Below are 5,696 nucleotides of genomic sequence, written 5' to 3' on the forward strand. Positions count from 1 at the left end.
CACCGGCACGCCGATCGGCCTGCCCGGACCGCCGAACATCCCGGCCGCGGAGGTCCCCGACGTGCTGGCGTACGTCCCGGCGGACTCCCAGTTGGTCGGCGTGCTGGAAGCGAAGGCGTTGCTGAACGACCCCACGCTGACGCCGATCATGGCCCTGCTCCGCGCCGACGACGGGCCGGAGGCCGAGCTGCGGGAGACCTTCGGGCTGAGCTTCGACGACGTGGAACGGGTGGCGATGTACGCGCCGCGCCTCGTCCAGAACGGGAACGGCCCGCCGACGCCGCCGGTGTTCGTCATTCGCACCGTCGGCGAAGCGCCGGCGCCCTCTGTCGCCGGTATGGCGGACCGTTCCTTCGAGAGCGGCATGGAGGAACGCCTGCCGGTGAAGAAGGTCGACGCCCGCACGCTGCTGTTCTCCCCCGGCGGGATGAACGAACTGACGAAGCCGGAACGGTCCGCGGTCGATCTGCCGCTGTTGAAGACGGTCGGCGGCGTGTTTAAGAATCCGTCCGTGGCGCGGATCTATCTGAACGTGGAGGCGATTCGGCCGGTGGTTCTTCAGGAGATCGATCGTTCGGTTCAGACCTCGGACGGCGCCGACGCGATGTGGATGGTGCCGCTATTGCGTCCGCTGGTCTCGAACACGGACGGCGTCGCGATGTCGCTGTCGATGGGCGGAACCGGCGACGTGGAGACCGTCTTCCTCGCCGAATCGCCGGATGAAGCGAGCGCCGAGCGCGTCGCGGCGACTACGCGAGCGGCGTTGACGATGGTCGGCAACGCCCTGGACGCCGCCCCCGCGCTCGCCGGCGGCGGCCCGCAGGAGCAAATGGGCATCGCGATGGCGGTCGGCGCGGCTCGCAAGGTGCTCGACTCCGCCTCGGTCGAGCCCGACGGGCCTCGCACCATGCTGACGGCCACCGCGGATAGCTCCGCCCCGGTCCTCGTCGCCCTGCTGCTGCCCGCGATTCAACAGGCCCGTGCCGCCGCCCGGCGGGCGCAGAGCCAGAACAACCTCAAGCAGATCGCGTTGGCGATGCACAATTATCACGCGGCTTACAAGCATTTCCCGCCGGCCGTCATCGTGCAGAACGGCGTGGAACGCAGCTGGCGGGTCGAACTGCTGCCGTTCCTCGATCAGGTGGACCTCTATGAAAAGTACGACAAGACCAAGCCGTGGGACGACCCGGCGAACGCCGCCGTCCTCGCCGCGATGCCCTCCGTCTTCAGACACGCCGCCGACGCCCGGACCGAACCGTTCACCAGCTACTTCGCCGTGCTGGGCGAGGACGACGAGGTCCCGAGTCTGTGGAAGCCCCGCGGCGAGTGGGGGCAACGGAACGCCGGTTCGGGCTTCCGCGACATCCGCGACGGCACCTCCAACACGCTGATGGTCGTGGACGCCAAGCGGCCGATCCCCTGGACGAAGCCGGAGGACATCACGCTCGACCTGACCGAACCGGTGGACCCGGCCCAGTTCGGCGGCTTCGATCGCGGCGGGTTCCAAGCGGCGTTCGGCGACGGCGCGGTCCGGTTCATCAGCGAGGCGGTCGATGCGACGATGTTGAAGAGCCTGTTCACCCGCAGCGGCGGGGAGATCGTCGACGTGAACTTCTCCCAACCGCGGCCGCAGGGCCGCGACGTCGCCGCGCCGCCCGAGACGAAGGAGGCGGCGCCCTCTCCGTACGACAGTGAGGGCGTGGATTACGAGCAACCGGGCGTCCGTCCCCGGCGCTGACGCCGGACGGAAAGCGGACGGAGGAGAACCGCGGGCGGCGACCGTACCCTGTGCGGTCGCCGCCCTTTCTCGTTTCAAGCCGTCTCTCATGCTCGGATTCGTCTCCGCGATCCTGCCGGATCACGACCTCGCCGGCGTCTTCGAGGTCGCCGCCCGCCTTGAATATGATTGCGTCGAATTGATGTGCTGGCCGCCCGCCGGCGGGGAGCGGCGCCGCTACGCCGGCGTCGCCCACCTCCAGGCGGAAGGGTTCTCCCAAGCCGACGCGGCGGAGACTGCCAAGCAGGCCACGGACGCCGGCGTGGCGATCAGCGGGCTGGGGTATTATCCGAACCCGCTGGACCCCGACCCGGCCGCGGCGGGGGCGGCGGTCGCTCATTTAGAACGCCTGATCGACGCCGCGGCGCTGCTCGCCGAGTCGACGGGGGAGGTCTCAGTCGTCAATACGTTCGTCGGCCGCGACCCGTCTAAACGCGTCGAGGAGAACTGGCCGCAGTTCTTAAAAACGTTCGGCCCGCTGGTCGCCCGGGCTTCGGAGCGGGAGATGAAACTAGCGATCGAAAACTGCCCGATGAGCTTCGCCGGCGACGAGTGGCCCGGCGGGAAGAACCTCGCGTATAGCCCGGCGATCTGGCGAAAGATGTTCGAGGATCTGCCGGACGAATGCTTCGGACTCAATTACGATCCGTCGCATCCGCTATGGATGGGGCTCGACCCCTATCTGCCCATTCAGGAGTTCGGCGACCGCATTCATCACGCCCACGCCAAGGACGTGCGGATCGACCGGGCCGCTCGACAGGAGTTCGCCCCGCTGGAAGACCCGGAGCGCTATCACACCCCCAAGCTCCCCGGCTTCGGCGAGGTGAACTGGGGCCGCTTCGCCGGTCTCTTATATGAGGTCGGCTACCGCGGCCCGGTCTGCGTGGAGGTCGAAGACCGCGCGTTCGAAGGCAGCCCCGAGGACGTGGAGCTGGCGTTAAAAATCAGCCGCGACGTGCTGCGGCCGTACTGGCCGGCAAGTTGACGGAATTGGTCGGGCGCCGCATCGTCCACTCGATCGCCGCCTTCAAGGATTCTCGATGCGTTACTTTCCCCTGCTGGGTTTGCTATTGCTGGTTGGTTGCGGCAAGCCGGACCCCGCCGAGAAGCCGATCCCAGTCAACGAGCCGATCGCCGACGAGCCGGCCCCGATCGCCGACGAGGCTGACCCGAAGGCAGACGATCTGGCGGTGTTTCGGACCGTGTTGCAGCACATGGCGAAACGGACAGGCGACGACGCCCTGTGGACCTCAGGCGACGGAGTCACGCTGTATATTTCAAATGAATCGCTTGCAGCCGGACGCTCGGGGATAGACGAAACCCAGATCTCTGTCGACATCCGCGGTCGCACGCTGCCGGACGGCGTGTTGGCGTCGTTTTACGACCGAAACGCGAAGCCGACGGCCCTGCCCGCTGAGGGTCTGGAATCGCCGACGGTGACTGTCGGCGAGTTCGAACCGGGAAGCCATTACAACGCCTTTATGGATGATGTTTCCTTCCCGGACTTTAAAGCGATCGTCACGTTCTGGCGGCCCGGCTATTCGACCGATGGACGATCCGCCTTGGTACGGTTCATCCCTTCGCCCACGCCGCACGGGGCGACAGGCTACTACCTGCTCCGCCGTACGGACGACGGCTGGGCCGTCGAGTGGTTCGAGACGGCGTATTACGTTTGACGCCGTCGCATCGCGTCGAACCGAAGGACGCTTCCCCCAACCCTTCATAGTGTACGCTTGACAGCCTGTTGCCGCGGCGCAAGGTGTCGGCCGTTCTCCCCCGAGTCCCCCACAGGAACCCCCGCGATGTCTGACGCCGCCTCGCCCATCAACGCCGTCGGTTGGTTCGAGATCTACGTCTCGGACATGGACCGCGCCGTCGCCTTCTACGAAGCGACCCTCGCCGTGACGCTGGAGACGCTGGATATGTCCGGGGTGCCCGGCGGAGAGGGTCCGTCGATCGAGATGCGGGCGTTCCCGATGGCCCTGCACGCCCCCGGCGCCGCCGGGGCGCTGGTGAAGATGGAGGGCGACGGTCCGGTCCCCGGCGGGAACGGCGGCACGCTGGTGTACTTCAGCTGCGAGGACTGCGCCGTCGACGCCGAGCGCGCGGCGAAGGCCGGCGGCACGGTGCTGCAGCCCAAAATGTCGATCGGCCCCTACGGCTTCATCGCCATCCTGCACGACACCGAAGGCAACACCATCGGCCTGCACTCGCAGGCGTGACGGGGCATGTGAAGAACCCTCCCCCCGTCCGCATGATCGCCGCCGGCGTGGCGTTGGTCGCGCTGCTGCTGTTGTGGCGGTTCCTCGGCCCGCCGAGCGTGCCGGAGGTCCGGGCGCTATGGGGACTTTCCTGGATCGCATTGCCAGTCTGGGTCGCCGCGGCGCTGCTGTACACGGCCGATCGGTTCTTCCTACGTCGGTCGCCGGAACGGCGACTCGGCCGCGTGGACGCCGCAAAGTGGGGAACCGGCCTGTGCGTCGTCGGCGGGATGGGAGGGCTGCTTGCCAACGGTCTGGCCGCGTTCCTGATCAATCATTTCTTCTACGGACCCGTTCCCCCTTTAATTTCGCCTCCGTTCTGGGCGTTGCTGTGGACATCCCTTTTGACGACTGCGGGAACCACGCACGGGGCGGCAGCGTGGGTCGCTTGGGCGGCCCTACGCCGCGGCGCCGACCCGGTTCGAGCGGCGTGGGTCGCCGTGGGGACTGCGGCGCTCTGGGTCGCGGCGATCATCGCGTGGATCGCGATTTCAGAATGGGTCTGGTGAGCAGCAGGGCCCGGCAGCCCGAGGCGCGAGCCGAGGCTGTGTAGCCTGGTCGACTCACCCAATTGGGTGGCATGCTTTCGCCGCGACAGAGCTTGCCGGAACCCCGTGACGCAGCGCCGCGGCGTAAGCATGGAGAGCGACGCTCGATCGCGGAGAAGCAGACGAGCGTCGCCCTCCATGCTCACCCACCTGCGTTTCGCTGCGCTTCACTCCGGCGTGAGAGCATGCCACACGGTACGTCGGACTTTGCGATCACCCTGCTCGGGCTGGCGGCAGACCTCGTCTCGCACGTCGCCGGCCGGTACGCTCCGGTCATGTCCGACGCCTCCGCCCCGGTCCGGTCCGTACCGGCGCCTCTCCAGTTCCTCGGACGCTTCCTCCGCAACCCGCGGGCGGTGGGGGCGGTGGCGCCGAGCAGTCGGTTTCTCGCCGAGGCGATGCTCGACAGCGTGAACTGGGACGCCGCCGAGTGCGTGCTGGAGTTCGGCCCCGGCACCGGCCCGTTCACCCGCTGCGTGCCCGACCGTTTGAAGCCCGGGGCGAAGTTCCTCGCCGTCGAACGCGACCCGGCGTTCGTGGCCCGTTTGCAACACGAGTTGCCGCACGTGGACGTCGCCCATGCGGACGTCACCGACGTGGCGGACGAACTGAGCCGCCGCGACCTCGGCCCCGCGGACGCGATTCTGTGCGGCCTGCCGTGGGCCGCCTTCCCGCCGGATCTCCAGAACCGGTTGATGACCGCCACGCTGGCCCACCTCAAGCCGGGCGGATCGTTCGCGACCTTCGCCTACGTGCAGGGCGCCGTGCTGCCCGCGGGGCGCCGCTTCCGCGCGCTGCTGGGCGAACATTTCACGCAGGTCGGCGCCTCGCCGGTCGTCTGGCGGAACGCCCCGCCGGCGTTCGTCTATCGCTGCGTGAAGTAGACCGCTGCGTGAAGCAAGCGTCGCGGACTCCCGTCTCCCCAGCCCCGCCTCGGAGATTAGCCCCACGCCGGAGGTTCTTCCGGCTTGGCCAGGGCGGCGAGCAGTTCGTCCCGCGTCATCAGGGAGCGTCCGCGGATGCCTTGGCGGCGGGCCAGATCATAGAGATCCCGCGTGGACAGCGCGGCGGGGTTCGGCGGCGGGGGGTTCGAAGCGATCGGTTTGGGGG

Annotated in this window: 6 protein-coding genes; all 6 read left to right on the forward strand. The window is 68.1% G+C overall.

Annotation, left to right across the window (positions count from 1 at the left end):
• Window positions 1–1,738, forward strand: a 1,738-nt coding sequence (locus tag LzC2_RS19810; RefSeq protein WP_171189763.1) for a DUF1559 domain-containing protein, incomplete at its 5' end; no start/stop codon positions are given.
• A gap of 88 nt (window positions 1,739–1,826) precedes the next feature.
• Complete coding sequence (locus tag LzC2_RS19815; RefSeq protein ID WP_171189764.1) at window positions 1,827–2,762, forward strand: sugar phosphate isomerase/epimerase family protein; 936 nt, start codon at window positions 1,827–1,829, stop codon at window positions 2,760–2,762.
• Window positions 2,763–2,817: 55 nt separating this feature from the next.
• A complete protein-coding gene (locus LzC2_RS19820; RefSeq protein ID WP_171189765.1) occupies window positions 2,818–3,453 on the forward strand; it encodes a hypothetical protein in 636 nt (211 codons plus the stop codon).
• A 126-nt stretch (window positions 3,454–3,579) separates the two neighbouring features.
• Window positions 3,580–3,999, forward strand: a complete 420-nt coding sequence (locus LzC2_RS19825; protein ID WP_171189766.1) for a VOC family protein — start codon at window positions 3,580–3,582, stop codon at window positions 3,997–3,999.
• A gap of 8 nt (window positions 4,000–4,007) precedes the next feature.
• Entirely contained in the window at window positions 4,008–4,547 is a 540-nt protein-coding gene (locus LzC2_RS19830; protein ID WP_171189767.1) for a hypothetical protein, read from the forward strand.
• Window positions 4,548–4,771: 224 nt separating this feature from the next.
• Window positions 4,772–5,470 (forward strand): class I SAM-dependent methyltransferase, encoded by a 699-nt coding sequence (locus tag LzC2_RS19835; protein WP_206678820.1) that lies wholly within the window; start codon window positions 4,772–4,774, stop codon window positions 5,468–5,470.
• Window positions 5,471–5,696: the final 226 nt, after the last annotated feature.

It is taken from the genome of Alienimonas chondri (assembly GCF_013036045.1).
Classification (GTDB): Bacteria; Planctomycetota; Planctomycetia; order Planctomycetales; family Planctomycetaceae; genus Alienimonas; species Alienimonas chondri.

Bases quoted from the DNA above. Each gene is read 5' to 3' on its own strand.
- LzC2_RS19815 (WP_171189764.1), top strand. From the start codon at position 1,827: ATGCTCGGATTCGTCTCCGCGATCCTGCCGGATCACGACCTCGCCGGC.
- LzC2_RS19820 (WP_171189765.1), top strand. From the start codon at position 2,818: ATGCGTTACTTTCCCCTGCTGGGTTTGCTATTGCTGGTTGGTTGCGGC.
- LzC2_RS19825 (WP_171189766.1), top strand. From the start codon at position 3,580: ATGTCTGACGCCGCCTCGCCCATCAACGCCGTCGGTTGGTTCGAGATC.
- LzC2_RS19835 (WP_206678820.1), top strand. From the start codon at position 4,772: ATGCCACACGGTACGTCGGACTTTGCGATCACCCTGCTCGGGCTGGCG.